Here is a 16,878-nt window from a genome sequence, read left to right as displayed (position 1 = left end):
TCTTGCCCCGATCGCGCGAGAATGGAGGGTGGCCGGTCAGCGAGGCGTGCCCGCGACGGCGTTGCTCCCTGCGACGACGGTGGTCTCACGATGAACGGCCACGTGCGTCACCCGGGCCAAGGCGGGCAGCCACGGTCTGTGACCTCGGACCCAACCGGCTGGCGGGTTCAGCTGCTCGGGTCGTTCGTCGTGACCACCGACGAGGTCGGGGTCGACCCCGACCGGTGGCGCCTGCGAAAGGCAAAGTCGCTTGTGGCGATGCTCGCTCTGGCTCCCGGTCAACGTCGTCACCGCGAGCAGGTGCTCGACCAGCTCTGGCCCGACCTGGAGCCGCTGGCGGCGGCCCGAAACCTCCATCAGACTTTGTACGTGGCGCGTCGGGCGGTCACCGGCGGTGGACCTTCCCAGCCCGGGCGGTTGTCCATCCGCGACGAACAGGTCGTGCTCGACGCCGCCGGCCCGGTCGACGTTGACGTCATCCAGTTCGAGCTGGCCGCGAGGGAGGCCCTGGCGAGCGACGACGCGTCGATGTTGCGGGCCGCGACCGACCTCTACGTGGGTGACCTGCTGCCTGATCTGCCGGACGTGCAATGGTTGGCAGCCCGCCGCGACGAGCTGCGCGTCACCTACCGGGAGCTCTCGGTGAAGCTGGCGGCGGCCCTCGGGCGCAGCGCTCCCGAGGAGGCGGTGCTCATCCTCACCCGGGTGCTCGAGTCCGACCCGGTCCACGAGGGCGCCGTGCGCGCGCTGATGGCGACGCTTGCCGCGATGGGTCGACGGTCGGAGGCGTTGGCGCGCTACGAGCGGCTGGTCGACGACCTTCTGGAGACGTTCGGGACCGATCCCGACGCGCAGACGGCTGCCCTGTTCCGTGAGCTGTTGACCGGTGCGCCGGCAGGGGGGCGGCCCCGGCCCACCGACATGACGACCCAGGCCTTTGTCGGTCGTCTTCCCAGCCCCTTGACCAGCTTCGTGGGCCGTGAGCGTGAGCTGGCCGACGTGGAGCGCCTGACCTCGCAGGCTCGGCTGCTCACCCTCACCGGTGCCGGTGGCAGCGGCAAGACGCGTCTCGCGGTTGAGGCGGCCCGGCACGTGCGCTCGAGGTACCCCGACGGGGTGTGGTTCGTCGACCTGGCTGTGGTCGGTGAGTCGGCGCAGGTGGCCGACGCGGTGGCTGAAGCGCTGGGGCTGGACTCCGACTTCGCGCCCGACCGGGCGCGCGCCCTCGTCGACCAGCTCCGCGACCAACGGCTGTTGATGGTGCTGGACAACTGTGAGCACCTGCTCGCCGCCTGTGCTCGACTGGTGGGCGCCGTGCTCGCGGCCTGCCCGGGCGTCGTCGTGCTCGCGACCAGCCGAGAGCCGCTGCACGCTCACGGGGAGTACACGCTGCGGGTGCCCTCGTTGGCCTTGCCGGCATCCGACTGGAACACCACGACAGACCTGGCCGACCTGACCGCGCTGGCGCGCCTGCCGAGCGTGTGGTTGTTCGTCGAACGGGCCGCCCAGGTTCGGCCCGGTTTCAGGCTCGACGCCGAGAACGCGCCCGGGGTGGTCGAGTTGTGTCGCCGACTCGACGGGATGCCGCTGGCTCTGGAGCTGGCGGCGGCGAAGGTCGCCGTACTCGAGCCCGCGGAGATCGTGCTTCGCCTGGGTGATGCGCTCACGCTGCTTGACGGGGGCAACGCCTCGATCACCCGCCGACAGACTCTTCGGGGAACACTGGAGTGGAGCCACGACCTGCTCGCCGAACCCGAACAGGTTCTGCTACGCAGACTCTCCGTGTTCGCAGGTAGTTTCACCCTCGAGGCGGTCGAAGCCGTCTGCTGTGTGATTCCGGGGGAGCAACCCCAGGTGCTGGGTCTGCTCGCCAGGCTGGTCGACCAGTCGCTGGTGGTGCCGATCCGAGCTGCTGCCTCGACGCGGTACCGGGTGCTGGAGACCGTTCGTCAGTTCGCCCACGAGAAGCTCGGGCACGCAGCCGAGGCCGAGCAGCTCGCGGCCGCTCACTGTGCGTACTTTCTCAACTTCGCCGTCGCCCACAATCCCGAACGGGCCACGGGCGTGGTGATCGAGAGGCCGAGGCTGCTTGACCGCGAGCACGACAACCTGCGGGCAGCGCTGAGCTGGGCGTGTGCCCACGACCCAGAGACCGCTCTTCGCCTGGCCGCAAGCCTGTGGCGCTTCTGGTTCGTGCGCGGCCACGCGGTCGAGGGCGCCCGATGGATCGACCGGGCGCTGGCCAGGGCGCCCGACCCGACCCGCCCCCGAGCAGCGGCCCTGATCGGCCTCACCGGTCTGGACAGCCGACGGGGCCGTAGCGACCGGCACCGGTCGCTGGGCGCTGAAGCGCTGGCCATCGTGCGACAGATCGGTGAACCGAACGAGGTGGTGATGGCGCAGATCGTCGAGGCGACTCTCGCGTGGAGTGCCTGCGATCTCGACGAAGCCGAGGCGATGGCGGCCGCCCTGAGAGCGGAGGGACACGAACGGAGTCGACCGGACCACGCTGCCGCTGGGAGCTGGCTGCTCGCCCAGAGCGCGCTGTTCCGTGAAGACGGGCCACTCGCGGTGCGACACCTCGACGGCTGCCTGAGCGAGCTGGCCCAGGCGGATGCCGGTGCGCGACCCTTTCTGCCGGTGGTCACGCCCTGTCTGCAGCTGGTTCCGGTGGCCGGTCGCCTGGTGCCGTGCATGGAGGAGACCATGTTGCTCGGACGCCGTGTGGGGGTGGCCCAGGCCACCGGGTTCGTGCTGTCTGCCTACGGCCACGCGAACCGGCTCATGGGCGACCTGCAGTCTTCGATCCCTCCGGTCGTCGAAGCCGTCGAGCTGTTCGCGGATCTCGGCGATGAGCTCGCCAGAGCGCAGGCGCTCCACCAGGTCGGGTGCATCCACCGCGACAGCGGCAACTTCGAGCAGGCCGGTCGGGCCCTGTCTCTGGCCCACGAGATTCGGGTGGCCGTCGGCGACCGTCGAGGTGAGCTGTTGACCGAGATCAACCTCGGCCTGCTACAGGCCATGGCTGGTGACGTGGATGGCGGGCTGGGCAGCGCTCGCCGGTCGCTCGCCGGGTTTGAGGCGGCCGGCGACCAGGTGGGGATCGGCGCATCGTTGACGGTACTGGGGGCCATGGAGCTGTTGGCGGGCGAGACCCGGGCCGCCCGGGAGATGTACCGCAGGGCAGCGGATCGGCTCACCCCCTGGCCGCGGTTCGCTGGTTGGCTGCGGCTGCAGATGGCCGAGCTGTCGGCGGAGCTGGGTGACGACCGGCGAGCCGACCGTGAAACAGCCCTGGCCGCAGTCGTTCTCGACCGTACCCGGTGCGTCATTGCGGGAAGCCGGCTGGCTGTGCTCCGGGGAGGAGCAGCGGCGAGCCGCGCCGGGCGTCGTCGCGATGAGGTGGGTTGAGATGGCATTGAGTTCTCGTTGAGTCGTGATCCCTAACGTCGGTTCCGCAGCTGAATCAGGCCAGGAACACACCATGACCACGAGCCCGGACCACCGGGTCGGGTCGTCCGGCACTCGCTGGACACCAAGGGAGGACAACACCGATGAAGACACGCAGTATTGCCGCCGGCGCACTCGCGCTCGCCGCCGTGGGAACCGGTTTCGCCAGCGCTTCGAGCGCCGGCGCTTCGGGCCCGCACACGAGCTTCACCATGCAGCGCTCGCCGGGGATCGTGGCCGCCCGCTGCCTTCCGCAGGCCAAGGCCAGGGTGACCGTGACCCATGACGGGCCGGTGGAGCGGATGCGGATCCAGGCGTGGGGGCTGGCGAAGAACACCGACTTCGACACCTTCGTCATCCAGGTGCCCAACGCCCCGTTCGGGGTGTCGTGGTACCAGGGTGACCTGGAGTCGAACGGCCTCGGCAAGGCCGACGTGGAGTACGTCGGGCGCTTCAGCCAGGAGACCTTCGCGATCGCCCCCGGCGTGGCCCCGGCCCCGTCGGTGCACTCCACTCCGACGCCCGACGCCACCACCAACCCGGCGTTCGGGCCGGTTCACACCTTCCACGTGGGGATCTGGTTCAACAACCCGGCTGACGCGCTCAAGGCCGGTTGCCCGGGCGCCACCACGCCGTTCAACGGCGAACACAACGCCGGGGTGCAGGTGCTCAACACGGGCTCGTTCGCCGACACCGACGGCCCGTTGGGCCGCTTCCGCCCCTGACCGACCACACCGGAGCGCACGTGACTTCACCCGGGGGGACACCGGGGCATACCAGGGGGACACCGACGGCGACGCTGACCATGAGTGTCGCCGTCGGCGCGGACGAAAGACCGATGACCAAGCAATGAGGAGAATGCAATGACCACGACGCAGACGGCATCCAGCCCGATCGGGAGCGCCACCCTTGCTGAGTTCACCGCGGGGCTGCGAGGTAGCGCGGTGTTGCCGGGTGAGCCCGGCTACGACCAGGCCCGCAGCATCTGGAACGGAGCACACGACCGGCATCCGGCCGTGATCGCCCAGTGTGCCGGTGTGGCCGACGTGATGCGCACCGTCGACCTCGCGCGAAGCGAGGGGGTGCCCCTCGCAGTTCGCGGTGGGGGCCATTCCATCCCTGGGTTCTCCACCATCGACGGGGGCATCCTGCTCGACCTTTCGCAGATGACCGGCATCGAGGTCAACCCCGACGACCGTACGGTCACCGCCCAGGCCGGATGCACCTGGAAGGACCTTGACGCCGAAACCCAACAGTTCGGGCTCGCGGTGACGGGCGGTCTGGTCTCCTCGACCGGGATCGCGGGGTTCACCACCGGTGGCGGTATCGGCTGGCTCATGCGCAAACACGGACTGGCCTGCGACAACCTCATCCGCGCGGACCTCGTCACCGCCGACGGTCAGTTCGTGCGCGCCAGCGCAGACGAGAACGCCGAGCTGTTCTGGGGTCTACGCGGTGGCGGCGGAAACTTCGGGGTCGTGACCTCATTCGAGTTCCAGCTCCACGAGGTCGGCCCGACGGTGCTCTCCGGTCTGGTCTTCTACCCGGCGCAGGAGGCCGAACAGGTGTTGGCCGGGTACCGGGCAGCCTGCGCGGCTGCCCCTGACGAGCTGACGACGCTGGTCAACCTGACCACCGCCCCACCGGTGCCGTTCCTGCCCGAGTCGGTGCACGGCACCCGGATCATCGGTGTCGGCGGCTGCTGGTCGGGCGACCCCGACGCTGGTGAGGCAGCCACAGCTCCCTTCCGGGCTTTGGGCACCGTCATCTCCGACGTGTTCGCGGCCAACCCGTACGCCGGCTGGCAGCAGGCCCTCGACCCGCTCTGGCCGCGCGGCATCCACAACTACTTCCGCTCCGCGTTCCTACCCGCTCTCGATGACCGTGCTCTGCGGGTGCTGGCCGAGTCGTTCGCGACGCTGCCGGGCCCGCTGGCCGAGATCCACCTGCAACACCTCGGGGGCGCCGTCGGCCGGGTCGGCGCGCAGGACACGGCCTACGCGCTGCGCGACCAGGAGTTCATCGTCAACGTCATCGCGCGCACCCCGGACGCCAACGGGTTCGAGCAGGCCACCGACTGGGCGCGCGGAGTCACGACGGCGCTCGGGCCCGACGCCCGCGCCTACGTGAACTTCACCGGCGAATCCGACCCGGCCCTGGTCCTGGCCTCCTACCCGCCGCAGACCCACCGCCGGCTCGTGGAGCTGAAGAACCGGTACGACCCGACCAACCTGTTCCGCCTCAACCAGAACATCGTGCCCACCGTGTGACCCGACATACGGCCCGTCGGGGTCAGTGCGTCGGCGAGGAGGCGCGGCCCCGCCGCCTCCTCGCCGATCTGGGGCATGGCGACGAATGAGTTGATCCGAGCTCGACGTTCTCGACCCAGGACCAGAGGATGTTGAAAGCAACAGGTGCCCCGGAGGTCCGCCAGTTCGGAACCGTGTTCGTCAGCGACGCCGACCTCAGAAACCGACGGATCGCGTTTCGCGGTTTCCGCCGATGTGGGCCAACAGCAGTGAGACGTCATTCTGCTCCAGACCAGCGGTGGCCCATTGGAGCTCGAACGTGCCGGCCCAGAACCGCGCGCGGTCGATGACGTCGAGAAGCCGTGGATAGTCCGCTGCCATCCGCTGTACGACGCCGTCACCGTAGTTGCCGAGCTGGACCGCGATGTCACACGCCGGGTCACCTAGTCCGGCCACACCGAAGTCGATCACGCCGGTGAGCGCCTCACGCTCTGGGTCGTGAAGGATGTGGTAGCTCGCCAGGTCGCCGTGAATCAGGGTGGGTGTGTAGCTCAGGTCGAGGTGACCCGACACCAGCGGCGCAAACAACTCGTCGACCCACACCTGCTGATGTCTCCAGAGGTGGGGAAACAGGCTGTTCCGGACGCGGTCGTGCAGATCGAGCCAGTCGGCACGCGAGCGCACGGCTGCTGACCGCGGCACTCCCGACGCAGTCAGGGTTTCAGCTGGGATGCCGTGAAGCTGGGTGTGGAAGAGCCCCAGTTCCGCGATGATGCGGGAGCGACCCCGGGCACTGAGCATGACCAAAGCGTTTCGCGACAGGGGTTCGCCGGGAATGTACCGGTAGCTGGCGAACCCTGCCTCGCGATGCTCGAGGCGGGGGGCGGAAAGCTCCACCCGGTTGTGAATCACGCTCAGCACGGCGGCTTCGCGGGCGAGAGTCTGCGCGTCGCCCGCGTCCCGAACGAAGCGACAGGCCAGCTCATGATTCACGACGACGACATCGTTGACCATGCCGTCGGAGATGAGCTGCAGGTGATCGAGCGCGAGGCCCGGGTAGACCTCACGAATCTTCTCTACGTACGCGTCAGAAATCATCACACACCCTCCCGACACACGGCGACACCACACCCGGTTGAGTGCTGAGCGCGCGGGCGCGCGGGTGGAAAGCGAGCACGGCGCCGGCGACGAGGACGGGCACGGCTGCGAGCGCGAATCCCCAAGAGGTCGAGCGCGACAGAGCGAGCCCCAGGATCGAGATCGAGACGGGTTCGAACACCACTCGAGGAAGGCCGATGACGGAGTTGATCCGGCCGAGGAGGTGACGCGGGGTCTGGGTCTGGATGAAGGTCGGGAGTGCCACGTCGCTGCTGTACGACACGCCGATACCCACCAGGAACAGGAGCCCGGCTGCCGTCCACGGGGTGGAGACCAGGCCGAGCGTCGTGAACATGACCGCTTCGACCAAGGTCATGCCGATGATGAGCAGTCCCCAGCGTCGTGGCAGGCCGGTCAGGGCGGCCGCCAAGGCTCCGATGAGCTGGCCGGCTCCCCATCCGGCCACCATCAGCCCGAGGGAGCCGGCTCCTCCCATCGACGTGGCGAGCACGGGCAGGCCTACGGCGAAGACACCGCTGTAGCTGAGCGTGGCCGCGGAGACAACGATCAGCACCAGGCGCACCTCGTGGGAGCGGCGGGCGCGACCCAGTCCTTCGCCGATCTGCCGGAGAATCTCCGTCGGTGAGGGTGCGCCGCCCCCTGCGGTGACGGTCGTCGGGGCGGCCAGCACGGTGAACGCGGCGACGACGAAGGTCAACGCGTTGAAGCCGAACACCACCCAGGCGCCGGTTGCTGAGATGAGGACCCCCCCCGATGACCGGCCCCACGATCAGGGACGTCTGCTCGAACAACCCCCGGACGGCGTTGGCCTGCGCGAGCTCGTCCTGCTCGACGAGGCTGGGCAGGATGCTCTCGGATGCCGGGCTGAAGAACGCTGCCGACATGCCCATCACGAGCGCGAGCGCTGCCAGCTGCCACATCGTCAGGGTGCCGGTGACCGCGATGAACGCCATCAAGGCAAGTGCGACGGCCCGCGCCACGTGGGTCACGATCATCACGGCCCGCGGCGAGTAGCGGTCGACGACGGCGCCGCCCAGCAGCAGCAGGACGCCGCGCGGGACGGCCTGGAAGAGCAGCACACCGGCCAGAGCGGCAACCGACCCGGTGGAAGTCAGGATCGTCCAGGCCAGCGCGATCTCGAAGGCGGCATCGCCAACCATGGAAACCCCTTCGCCGCCGACGACCGTGGCGAACCGGCGCCGCCTGAAGAGAGCCCTGAGCCTGTTCACCACGGAGGATCCGGCCGCTCACGTCAGGTCGAGCACGCTCGGAGGGTTCCGCCAGATCTCGCGTGAGAACTGCTCGGGGTAGGCCGTGACGGTCGGCTCGAAGTCGAAGATCCGCGTCGAACCGGTGTCGTAGGAGGGCCAGCCGGGGTCGCCGGCGGTGGCAAACGCCGTCCACGCGGTGCGCATCTGTGCTGAGACCGCCTCCGCTTCCTGGGTGACCTCGCCGATCAGCATCGCTGGTGAACCGACGGTGAGGTTGCCGAACACCAGTGGCACGTCCAGGCCGTGGCAGGCGCCGAGCACTCCGCCCATGCCCGGGGCGGTCCAGCTCAGCTCGTAGAGGTAGGCCACGCCACCGGCGCGCAGCTGAGCCTCGGCGAGGTGCAGTGACGGCATCCGGAACAGCCAGTCCGAACGCACCACCTCGAAGAGTTGCTCAGGGTCGGCAAACCTCTCCCGGTACCGCTGCGGACTCGGCGCGAAGATGTCCGTGGTCTCGGCGGCCTGGGCCTCGGTGGCATGGCCGAGCATTCCGCTCAGCGCCGTGAGCAGCCGTTGTTCGTCACGGGTGTGCCCGACGACCAGGTCGACCTGGCCGGTCAGACCTTCCCACGGCGTCGTGGGCAGCACATCACCGTCGACGACCGGAGCGAACGTTATCTGCGCGTGTGCTGCTTTGCCCCAGCGGGCCGTGAACTGGCCCATCTTCGCCATGACCGCGTCGCCGGCGGCAGGTAGCTGCTGAGGATCCACGGTGGGCAGATCGTTCGGTTGCAGACCGAGCTCGGCGGCGCACGCTGCCGTGATGTCGGCGGCCAGCGCGGGGGTGAAGAAGGTTCCCGGCACGCTCTGTGCGATGGCCCGGTGGAACAACCCCGCCGCTCGCGGCATCGCCATCAGCGCCGCCACCGAGCCCCCGCCCGCGGACTCGCCGAACACGGTGACCCGGCCGGGGTCACCGCCGAACGCTCCGATGTTGTGCGGCACCCACTCCAGCGCCGCGACCTGGTCGAGCAGGCCGCGGTTGGGCGGCGTCCCTTCCACGTAGCCAAACCCCTCCAGCCCGACCCGGTAGTTGAAGGTGACCACGACGACGCCGCCGTGCGCGAGGTTGGTGCCGTCGTACTCGGGCAGGCCCGACCAGCCGAACGAGTACCCACCACCTTGGATCCACACCATCACCGGCAACCCGGCGTTCAGGTCGGGCGACCACACGTTGACCGTCAGCCAGTCGTCACCCGCCTCAGCCGGTGTGCCCGCGCCCAAAGCGCCAGACTGCGGAGGCGGTGGCCCGAACCTGGTGGCCTCTCGCACCCCGACCCAACCTCGAACCGGCTTCGGGGCACCGAACCTCGCAGGCGGCGCGGCATACGGGATGCCGCGGAAGACCGCGAGGTCGGCCTCCATCTCGCCACGGACCACGCCAGCGGCGACCTTGACGTCGACGTTCATCTGGCCATCATCGTCCTCACGAGGCTCGCCGCACCGTGGCGGCCGCCCTCGTTCGCCGGCAGCTCGACCGTCGGGTTCACGTCGGCCAACCGTGATCTGGTCGACGACGGCCGGGTCCCGGTCATGCGCCGCTCTCCAGCGGCTTTGTGGTTTCTCATGGTCATGGTCATAGTTCTGGTTGCTCCTGGTTCGTCGAGGTTCTCGACCGACGCTAGGGGCAGCGCATCAACGAGAACTCAACCGACCTCAACCAGCCCGACGGGTGACCCTGACCTCACGGGTGCCTGGTTGTGCGCGAGTGCGACATCGAGCCAGAAGCTCAGGCCTTCGTCGGTGCTGACTGCCTCGAAGGCGATGAGCATCCAGTTCGGGCCCATCGACCGGCCTCCCATCTCGGCCGGCCGGGCACCATCTACGGCCAGCAGCTCGGCCGCTCGGTCGGGGTCGACACGGGCCAGCAGGCTGCCGTCGCGGCCCACGCTGACGAGGAGCTTCTCGTTCACCATGAACGCGCGACCGCCGAACATGGCTACCTCACGCACTGCGCCCTGCCGGTCGAGCGCTGCGCGCACACGCTCGACGACGTTCTCACCGGTGGCCATTCTTGCCTTGTCTACTCGGATGCTGCTGGGGCGTAAGAGATCCGGTCGAACACCAGCACGCTCTCGACGATACGACCATCACGGATGGTGAAGTGTTCGGCGGCGGGGGCGGTGCTGGTAACCACCGTGTGTGGGTAGTAGAACAGCACGACGTGCTCGTCGTCACCGAACGCGGCGACGTCGGTCAGGCCGGTCAGCATCTTGCTGAACCCGCCCAGGAACGAGCGGTACTCGCTCTTGTTGCGCAGTTCCTGACCGGGTGCCCGACAGACGATGTCGTCGGCGACGTGGGTCATGGCACTGTCGAGATCTCCGGTGGTCCAGGCCCGGTGATAGGCCAGAGCCGTCTCCAGGGCCGGAGAGGTGGTGTCGGTGTGCATGGTGAGCTGCTCCCTCGGTAGATGGAATCGGTTTGCGCTCAGGGCAGGCTCGGCGCAAGCGGCATCCAGTCGTCTTCGCCGGCCTCACCGCCATGCGCCGCCACCCCCAACCGGGGGAGGAAGTGCGCCCACCCGTCTACGTGCCCGGCGAGCAGCGGGTCGGGCAGGCCGGAGTGCACGACCTCGACCCGCGTGCCGCGCGGCGTCGCGCTGAGCGTGAAGGCCACCGTGGAGGCGCCTGGTGGCAGGTCGGTGCTGCCCGCCACTCCCCAGGAGACGACGACCCGGTGCGGGGGCACCACCTCCAGGTACTCACCACGGATGGGCGAGCCGGCGATGTCGACCTCGAACACCCCGCCCGGATGCGGCTCCAGCACGGCACGCTGGCCCATCCAGGCGGTCATTCCTCCAGGAGTCACGAGGTAGTCGAAGACCTCCTGCGGCGCTGCCTCGATCTCGATCGAGGTCGCGTGCTCAGCCATCGTGACCGCGCGTGTTCGACTCGACGGCCTCTTTGAGAGCCGTGAGCCGGGCCGGCCAGAAACCGTCGAGATACGAACGCACCGCGGCCAACCCGTCGGTGTCGACCGCGAACAGGTGCCGGGTGCCCGACCGCCGGCCGCTGACCAGACCGGCCGAACGCAGCACGCCCAGGTGGTAGGTGGTGGCCTGCTGGGACAGGCCCGTCTCCTGCGCGATCTGGCCCACCGGGCGAGAACCAGAGCGGATCACCGCGAGGATCGACCGGCGATTGCCGTCGGCCAGGGCCGACAGGGCCTCGTCAACGCGAGCATTCGCATCGGCGGTCACGGTTCTCCCTTCGTCGAGCGCCACCCTACACAAACGGTTGCTTGTACTCAAGGACGTTTGTGAACGACCGGGCTGGACGGCTCGACACCACCATGACCGACACGGCGCGGAGCTCAGGCTCGGGCAGCGGATATCGTTCGGAGAATGTCGTGGTCGCTGTGGCTGACCCTGGTGGTGACCGGGGTGCTCATCTCCCTCACGCCCGGCGCGGGTGCCATCAACACGATGGCCAACGCGCTCGGTGTCGGCTGGGCGCGTTCCGTCTGGGGCATCCTCGGGCAGCAGGTCGGGCTGCTCGCGTACGTCGTCGTCGTGGCCGCCGGTGTCGGGGTCATCGTGACCGGCTCACCGGTAATCTTCAACGTGATCCGCTACGCCGGGGCCGCCTACCTGGTGCTTCTCGGCATCCGGCAGTGGCGCGCCCGCGCCCAGGTCATCGGCGAGGGCTCGGCTGCTCAGGTCGTCACCCGCCGGTCGATGATCCGCCGCGGGCTCCTCGTCAATCTGACCAACCCCAAGGCACTTCTCTTCTTTCTGGCCTTCATGCCCCAGTTCATCCGCCCCGACCGCCCACTGCTGCCGCAGTACCTGGTGTTCGCCGCGACCATCGTGGTCGTCGACGTGCTCGTGATGTGGTTCTTCTTCGCCACCGCCGCTCGTGGGCTGCGGCGGATCACGCGTAACCCGCGCGGCCAAGGCACTCTGAACAAGCTGTTCGGTGGTCTCTTCGTCGGCATGGGTGCGCTCTTGGCCACCGTGCACTGACCGTGCTTCGCCTCAGCTGTGCCGGATGCACCTGATCGCCCACGGGCGAGCCTCGAGCCGCCCCTCGGGGATCGGCTCGCCGCATACCTCGCACAAGCCGTAGGTGCCATCCGCGACCCGGTCCCGAGCTCGTCGGATGTCGGCCAGGATCGCGAGCATGTTCTCCTGCGCCGATACTGCGGTGAGACGGTCGACCGCCATCGAGGTCCCCTCGCCGATTCGCTTGCCGAACGAGATCGTGCCGACATCGCCCACCGGCTTGGTCAGCTCGGCGAGCTCGGCGTGAATCTCCTGCTCCCGCTCTGCCAGCAGGTCGTCGATGTCTGGGCGCACCGTGCCAGCGTAGGGCGTACCTGCCGGTGTCGCCTGCTGCGTCACTTGTTCAGTAGCAGGGGCAGCGGCAGGGGGCGCAGGGGGTCGATGGTGCTGGCGGTGGTGAAGAAGTTCTCGAGCGCGGTCTTCTTGCCGTCCAGCTCTCGTTGCATCGAGAAGCCGTCCACGTTGATCCGGGCCTGCCGCCACGACTGACCGGTCAGCTGTGCCCAAGAGGGTTTGGAGGCGTCGATGGGAAAGAAGTAGTCGAACCCCTCGCGGCCGTGCAGGAAGGTGAACTTCTTGTTGTCGGGCGAGTATCTCGCCAGCCCGCTGATGTCCGCGCCGAACGGGTACACCAGCTCGTCGGTGGGTCCGACGATGGGCCGCACCTCGGTGTCCCACAGCCGCGCGTCAGCCTTGATGTGTGACAGCGGGGCGGTGGTCAGGTTGATGTGGCCCCAGGTGTGGCTGGCGAACTGCCACCCCTCCGCCTTCAGCGCGTCTGCGACGGCTTTCGCCTGCTGACCCTGCGACCGGGTGTGGGGGGCGTCGCCGTACTCCTTGACGGAGCTGCGATAGCCCAGGACGCCGTTGTAACCGGTAACCGCCAAGATCCCCTTGTCGCCACGGTAGGAGAAGCCGGGGTGACTCTGAACGAACTCGTCGATCACCGTCGGCACGTCGTAGGCGCCCAGATGGTCGCGGCCGCCGGCGTCGCGGTAGGTGTTGGTGACGTGGCCGTTCTTCAGGGTGAGGTTCGAGGCGAAACCGGCCCCGGTCATGTACTCGTAGTAGTTCACGTCATCCACAGACAGCACCAGCGGCTTCTTGCCGGGCGGCAGCATCAGGGTGGCCGGGCGCAGGGCGCCGCGGGCGTTCTTGGCGACCAACCGTTGTGGATGCACCAGGACGTACCCGTGCTGGTAGATCTGCTCCAGCTGGGCTCGGAACTCGCTGATCGTGACCATGTACTGCGCGTAGCCCACCCGCTGGGGCTGCTTCTTGGCGAATGCGCGGGCCGGGTCGACGATCAGCGAGTGGTAGAAGAGGTGGGACACCTCCGTGGTGTCCGGCCACGCCCGGGTTCGCGCCCGCTGCCGCACGATGTCGGCGAGCTCGGTCTTCGCTGCCGCCGACGTGTCGTGGGCCAGCAGCTTCTCCGCGCCCACGTAGTCGTACTGGGCGGCCAGACGCTGCGCGGCCACCACCGGTGAGGTGGCGTCCGTGCCCGTGGTGCGTCCCACCGGCGGACGGTTCGACCCGGCCGGCCGCACGTTCCCCGGTGAACAGCCACCCAGCAGGCCGGTCGAACCGGCAAGCAACCCGGCCGCGATGATCGCGGTACTACGTCGTGCGCGCATCACTGCCTCCAGACGTCCGCCCGTCGCAGCGTCGGGCCGCGCTGGCCCCAGACCGAACACCGTGACGAGTTCCTGCCTTCACTATTGCAGTGAGCTGCCCGATGCTCTCGCCGCACACGCTGAGCAGAGCAACCCTTGGCTCGCAACGCCCCCGAAGCCCCAGAGGCTCCGTACGAGTGAGATATCGGATGCCGTCCCGGTTGCGTGCGTGGGATGGTTGAGCCCGGGCTGCCCCCCAGGAAGGCTGTGCTGAGATGACCTCCCACCTCGTCGCACTGAGCATCGAGGCGAGTGACCCTGCTCGGCTGGCTCGCTTCTGGTCGGCGGTGTTGGGCTGGGCCTTGAATGAGCACGACCACGAGACGCCTGAGCTTCGGCCCAACGACGACACCGGGTTCCGTATCCGCTTCCTGCCCAGCAATGAGCAGAAGACCGGGCCGAACCAGATGCACTTCGACCTGACCAGTAGGTCGATGGAGCACCAGCAGGAGACCGTGGCAAGGGCAGTCCGGCTCGGTGGTCAGCACATCGACATCGGTCAACGACCGGAGGAAGGCCACGTGGTGCTCGCCGACCCTGAGGGAAACAAGTTCTGCGTCATTCCGCCCGGCAACAACTTCCTCGCCGACTGTGGTTTTCTGGGCGCTCTCGCCTGCGGCGGAACGCAGCAGGTCGGGTACTTTTGGAGCGAGGCGCTGGGCTGGCCCCTGGTCTGGGACCAAGACCAGGAGACCGCGATCCGCTCGCCCCACGGCGGCCCCAAGATCACCTGGGGTGGGCCGCCACTGAACCCGAAGCTGGGACGGAACCGTCTGCATTTCGACGTCGCACCGGCCGACGACACCGATCAGCAGGCCGAGCTCGAGCGGCTCCTCGCCGTCGGAGCGACACTCTTTGACGGTGGGGAGCGCGACGGTGGTGAGCACGACGTGGGGCGGGTCACCTTGGCCGATCCCGACGGCAACGAGTTCTGTCTGCTGGCGAGGCGTTCGCCTCGAGACGGTGAGCCCGTCCGCTTCGGCCCGGCATCCGGCTGACCTCTGAAGACGCCGGTGATCACGACCACTCGACCGTCAGGTGGGCTGTTCGGCCTGTCATCCACCTAGGCTCCGTCGGGTCAGGCACACTCGACGCATGCAGCGTCGACGGGAACCGCCGACACTGAACGTGGATGAGCTGCCGTTAGACATCCGCAAGATCATGGTGGCCGCTATCGACGGGGCCGAGATCGCGGTTGTTCGCGAAGGCCGCGAAGTCGGCCATCTCTCGTTCCACGCCTCGGTGCTGGAGGGGGTCGCGTTCCCGATCTCGCGGCTGCCGACAGCCGTTACGCCGGTCCACGACGGGGTCACCGTGGTGGCGACTGCGATGCGGCTCCCTGAACTGGCCCGCAGTCGGCTGTCAGACGAATTCGGCCCCGGTTACATCGTGCTCGACCTGCAAGATGCACCCGAAAGCGCCGACGTAGTGCTCACTCACCCGGTCAGCCCCCAGCTTCTTGCGCAGCTGCGCGGCAGGTTCCCCGAGGCGCGCATGATCATCACGGAGATCGAGGACGAGGAGCTCGGCATCAGCTACTCCGGCCCGGTCGGCCGGCTCCTCGCAGCGGGAGCCTCTGCCTACCTTCCTCCTCTGCCGGTCAGTGCGATTGCGTCCAACCTGCACGCGTACCTGACCCAGGAACGTCTGCCCGGCATCGAAGCGACCAGCGGTGAGAAGGGCCCGCTCCCACCGCCGCTGACGCAACGGCCAGGAGATCACTGAGCACGACCAGCGCGGTTGACTCTCACACAGTGTCAGGCAGGAGAACGGTGTCATGTTGATCGGAGACTTTGCTCGACTCGGCCAGGTGTCGGTGCGGATGCTGCGCCACTACGACTCGATCGGGCTGCTGAAGCCTGACCGGGTCGATGCGTGGAGCAGCTACCGCTCGTACTCGCCCGAGCAGCTGACCGTTCTCAACCGCGTCGTCGCACTCAAAGAGCTGGGCCTGAGCCTTGAGCAGGTCGGCCACATCCTGACCGACGAGGTCGGGCCCGTTGAGCTTCGCGGCATGTTGCGGCTGCGCCGCACAGACCTTGAGAACGAGATGCGTGCGGCCGGCACCCGGCTGGCCGCCGTCGAGTCCCGCCTCCGACTGATCGAGAAGGAGAGCGACATGTCTGCTAACTACGTTGTCAAGACCGTGCCCGCAGTGAGACTGGCGGCCCTGACGGGCATGCTGGAACCGGCCGAGCTGGGACAGCACATCGGCCCAATGTTCGACCAGGTGAAGTCCCAGCTCAACGCCGCAGGAGCGAGCCTGGAGACCGCGATCGCCACGTACGCCGAGGCGGAGGAGGGGATGGACGTCGTCGTGGGGTACGGCTACGAAGGCCCGCCGCTGGTCGGTCTGGAGCAGGTCGACCTGCCAGCCGCCACGGCGGTCTGCGGCGTGCACCTCGGGCCGATGAGCCAGATCAACGAGTCGTGGCAGGCGATGCACCGGTGGGCCGTCGAGAACGCCTACGAGAACGACGGACCGTGCCGCGAGCTCTACCTGCGCGCCGAGTCCGAAGACCAGCACGACTGGGTCACCGAGCTGCAGCAGCCGGTGCGGCGTCCAGGTTGACCCATGCACCTCGGAGTCACCGTATATTGGCGTCGGCGGTCACCCACACCTTCGGCAACATGCTGGGCGTGCTGGGTAACCCACCAGGTGATGGTCTTGGCTGCCGAGCTGGTTCTCACCGATAGGCGTGGGCTGTCCGACCCGATGGTCGTTTCGGGTCATGCTGTCGCCATGGGGAGATTCGACAATCTGACGAACAAGCAGGCCAACGAGTATTTCGCGTACTCAATCACCGTCGGACTGATGGTAGGGATGGTGCTCGGCTTGGTTCTTGATCAGGTGGGGCTCGGCATCGTGGTCGGTTTCGCTGCGGGTACCGGGGTCGGCCTGTGGTTCTTGAGCAAGCGCGTGCCGGACGGGCCGGGTGATGTCGACGGCGCGTGAGCCTGCGTCACTGAGGCGACGAGTGGGGCCCTATCTGCCGCACCTTGTCACCGGGAACGACAGTCCCCGCTGAAAGGCCTGCAGCCTGTTCCGACGTCAGCCGGCGATGAGGTCGGTGAGGTAGCGCTCGAACGGGCTGAGCGGTGGATCG

The 16,878-nt window shown here is 68.3% G+C and carries 17 protein-coding genes and 1 pseudogene; 8 read left to right on the top strand and 10 right to left on the bottom strand.

The window, feature by feature from the left end:
• The first annotated feature begins 138 nt into the window (after positions 1 to 138).
• The 3 genes from BA895_RS15825 to BA895_RS15815 all read left to right on the top strand — a co-directional run bounded on the left by BA895_RS15825 (position 139) and on the right by BA895_RS15815 (position 5,720).
• A complete protein-coding gene (locus BA895_RS15825; protein ID WP_070192862.1) occupies positions 139 to 3,411 on the top strand; it encodes a BTAD domain-containing putative transcriptional regulator in 3,273 nt (1,090 codons plus the stop codon).
• Positions 3,412 to 3,554: 143 nt separating this feature from the next.
• Entirely contained in the window at positions 3,555 to 4,175 is a 621-nt protein-coding gene (locus tag BA895_RS15820) for a hypothetical protein (protein ID WP_139142711.1), read from the top strand.
• 138 nt (positions 4,176 to 4,313) lie between these two features.
• On the top strand, positions 4,314 to 5,720 hold the full coding sequence (locus tag BA895_RS15815; protein WP_070192861.1) for an FAD-binding oxidoreductase: 1,407 nt from the start codon (positions 4,314 to 4,316) through the stop codon (positions 5,718 to 5,720).
• A 195-nt stretch (positions 5,721 to 5,915) separates the two neighbouring features.
• On the opposite strand, the gene BA895_RS15810 is transcribed toward BA895_RS15815, so the two are convergent.
• The 8 genes and pseudogenes from BA895_RS15810 to BA895_RS15780 form a co-directional block, all read right to left on the bottom strand.
• Positions 5,916 to 6,797, bottom strand: coding sequence for a phosphotransferase family protein (locus BA895_RS15810; RefSeq protein WP_070192860.1), 882 nt, complete (start codon positions 6,795 to 6,797; stop codon positions 5,916 to 5,918).
• On the bottom strand, positions 6,787 to 7,536 hold the full coding sequence (locus BA895_RS24550; RefSeq protein ID WP_070192859.1) for an MFS transporter: 750 nt from the start codon (positions 7,534 to 7,536) through the stop codon (positions 6,787 to 6,789). The genes BA895_RS15810 and BA895_RS24550 overlap by 11 nt, the downstream gene beginning before the upstream one ends.
• Positions 7,537 to 7,624: 88 nt before the next feature.
• Positions 7,625 to 7,978, bottom strand: a pseudogene (locus tag BA895_RS24955) (MFS transporter); the annotation flags it as partial.
• 87 nt (positions 7,979 to 8,065) lie between these two features.
• Positions 8,066 to 9,499 (bottom strand): carboxylesterase/lipase family protein, encoded by a 1,434-nt coding sequence (locus tag BA895_RS15800; RefSeq protein ID WP_070192858.1) that lies wholly within the window; start codon positions 9,497 to 9,499, stop codon positions 8,066 to 8,068.
• Positions 9,500 to 9,735: 236 nt separating this feature from the next.
• Positions 9,736 to 10,101 (bottom strand): TfoX/Sxy family protein, encoded by a 366-nt coding sequence (locus BA895_RS15795; protein ID WP_070192857.1) that lies wholly within the window; start codon positions 10,099 to 10,101, stop codon positions 9,736 to 9,738.
• Between the two features lie 11 nt (positions 10,102 to 10,112).
• Complete coding sequence (locus tag BA895_RS15790) at positions 10,113 to 10,481, bottom strand: nuclear transport factor 2 family protein (protein ID WP_070192856.1); 369 nt, start codon at positions 10,479 to 10,481, stop codon at positions 10,113 to 10,115.
• A 38-nt stretch (positions 10,482 to 10,519) separates the two neighbouring features.
• Positions 10,520 to 10,963: an SRPBCC domain-containing protein gene (locus BA895_RS15785; protein WP_070192855.1), complete on the bottom strand. Its 444-nt coding sequence runs from the start codon at positions 10,961 to 10,963 to the stop codon at positions 10,520 to 10,522.
• Positions 10,956 to 11,291, bottom strand: coding sequence for a helix-turn-helix transcriptional regulator (locus tag BA895_RS15780; protein ID WP_070192874.1), 336 nt, complete (start codon positions 11,289 to 11,291; stop codon positions 10,956 to 10,958). The genes BA895_RS15785 and BA895_RS15780 overlap by 8 nt, the downstream gene beginning before the upstream one ends.
• A gap of 144 nt (positions 11,292 to 11,435) precedes the next feature.
• Between BA895_RS15780 and BA895_RS15775 the strand changes: the two genes are divergently transcribed.
• The gene (locus tag BA895_RS15775) at positions 11,436 to 12,056 is read left to right on the top strand and encodes a LysE family transporter (protein WP_070192854.1); all 621 of its coding nucleotides are present in this window, start codon (positions 11,436 to 11,438) and stop codon (positions 12,054 to 12,056) included.
• 12 nt (positions 12,057 to 12,068) lie between these two features.
• Here the strand turns inward: BA895_RS15775 and BA895_RS24540 are convergent, their stop codons facing one another.
• On the bottom strand, positions 12,069 to 12,389 hold the full coding sequence (locus BA895_RS24540; RefSeq protein WP_254666505.1) for a TraR/DksA family transcriptional regulator: 321 nt from the start codon (positions 12,387 to 12,389) through the stop codon (positions 12,069 to 12,071).
• A gap of 41 nt (positions 12,390 to 12,430) precedes the next feature.
• Positions 12,431 to 13,615: a polysaccharide deacetylase gene (locus tag BA895_RS15765; protein ID WP_139142710.1), complete on the bottom strand. Its 1,185-nt coding sequence runs from the start codon at positions 13,613 to 13,615 to the stop codon at positions 12,431 to 12,433.
• 371 nt (positions 13,616 to 13,986) lie between these two features.
• Here BA895_RS15765 and BA895_RS15760 point away from each other — a divergent pair, with 371 nt between their 5' ends.
• The 4 genes from BA895_RS15760 to BA895_RS15745 all read left to right on the top strand — a co-directional run bounded on the left by BA895_RS15760 (position 13,987) and on the right by BA895_RS15745 (position 16,727).
• Positions 13,987 to 14,769 (top strand): VOC family protein, encoded by a 783-nt coding sequence (locus tag BA895_RS15760; protein ID WP_070192851.1) that lies wholly within the window; start codon positions 13,987 to 13,989, stop codon positions 14,767 to 14,769.
• A gap of 97 nt (positions 14,770 to 14,866) precedes the next feature.
• Positions 14,867 to 15,496 carry a hypothetical protein gene (locus BA895_RS15755; RefSeq protein WP_139142709.1) on the top strand — a complete coding sequence of 210 codons (630 nt, stop codon included), beginning with the start codon at positions 14,867 to 14,869 and terminating at the stop codon, positions 15,494 to 15,496.
• 52 nt (positions 15,497 to 15,548) lie between these two features.
• Positions 15,549 to 16,343 (top strand): MerR family transcriptional regulator, encoded by a 795-nt coding sequence (locus BA895_RS15750; RefSeq protein ID WP_070192849.1) that lies wholly within the window; start codon positions 15,549 to 15,551, stop codon positions 16,341 to 16,343.
• A 96-nt stretch (positions 16,344 to 16,439) separates the two neighbouring features.
• On the top strand, positions 16,440 to 16,727 hold the full coding sequence (locus BA895_RS15745; protein WP_139142708.1) for a hypothetical protein: 288 nt from the start codon (positions 16,440 to 16,442) through the stop codon (positions 16,725 to 16,727).
• Positions 16,728 to 16,878: the final 151 nt, after the last annotated feature.

It is taken from the genome of Humibacillus sp. DSM 29435, from assembly GCF_001758225.1.
Taxonomy (GTDB): Bacteria; Actinomycetota; Actinomycetes; order Actinomycetales; family Dermatophilaceae; genus DSM-29435.
Note: the sequence above shows the minus strand (reverse complement) of the source record. Positions and strands in the feature narration are given on the sequence as shown.